The sequence below is a fragment of the Romboutsia sp. 13368 genome (assembly GCF_018336475.1).
In the GTDB taxonomy this organism is placed as follows: domain Bacteria; phylum Bacillota; class Clostridia; order Peptostreptococcales; family Peptostreptococcaceae; genus Romboutsia.
The window spans coordinates 778,160-778,484 of the sequence record NZ_CP048741.1 but is presented as its reverse complement, the minus strand read 5'-3'; the positions used below and the strand labels follow the sequence as shown (position 1 = coordinate 778,484).

Annotated in this window: 1 pseudogene; it reads right to left on the bottom strand. The window is 29.3% G+C overall.

Annotation, left to right across the window (positions count from 1 at the left end):
• A pseudogene (locus G3997_RS03150) lies at window positions 1-325 on the bottom strand (transposase); the annotation flags it as partial.

Genomic DNA, 325 nt, shown 5'->3' with positions numbered 1-325 from the left:
TAATAGAAATTGAATTATATTTATCACATAAATCCCATACTGCATTTCTATCATCAACATTTGCAGGAGTTATGACATAGTCAGTTAAGAAACCATCTACTGTAGTAAGTGCATGAAAYTTAAATCCAAAATATGTTTGCTTTTTTGATGGACATACTCCATAAGAGGCTTCGCCTTTAAAGCATTTACTGAAATGTGCTCTACCAAACTCACAAACTGGAATTGGCATACTATCTACGACTCTTATATTATTGGAATAAGATTGAATAAACAAGGAAATATACTATCTTATTTCATTGATTACAAAATATAAATTTCGTTTAGT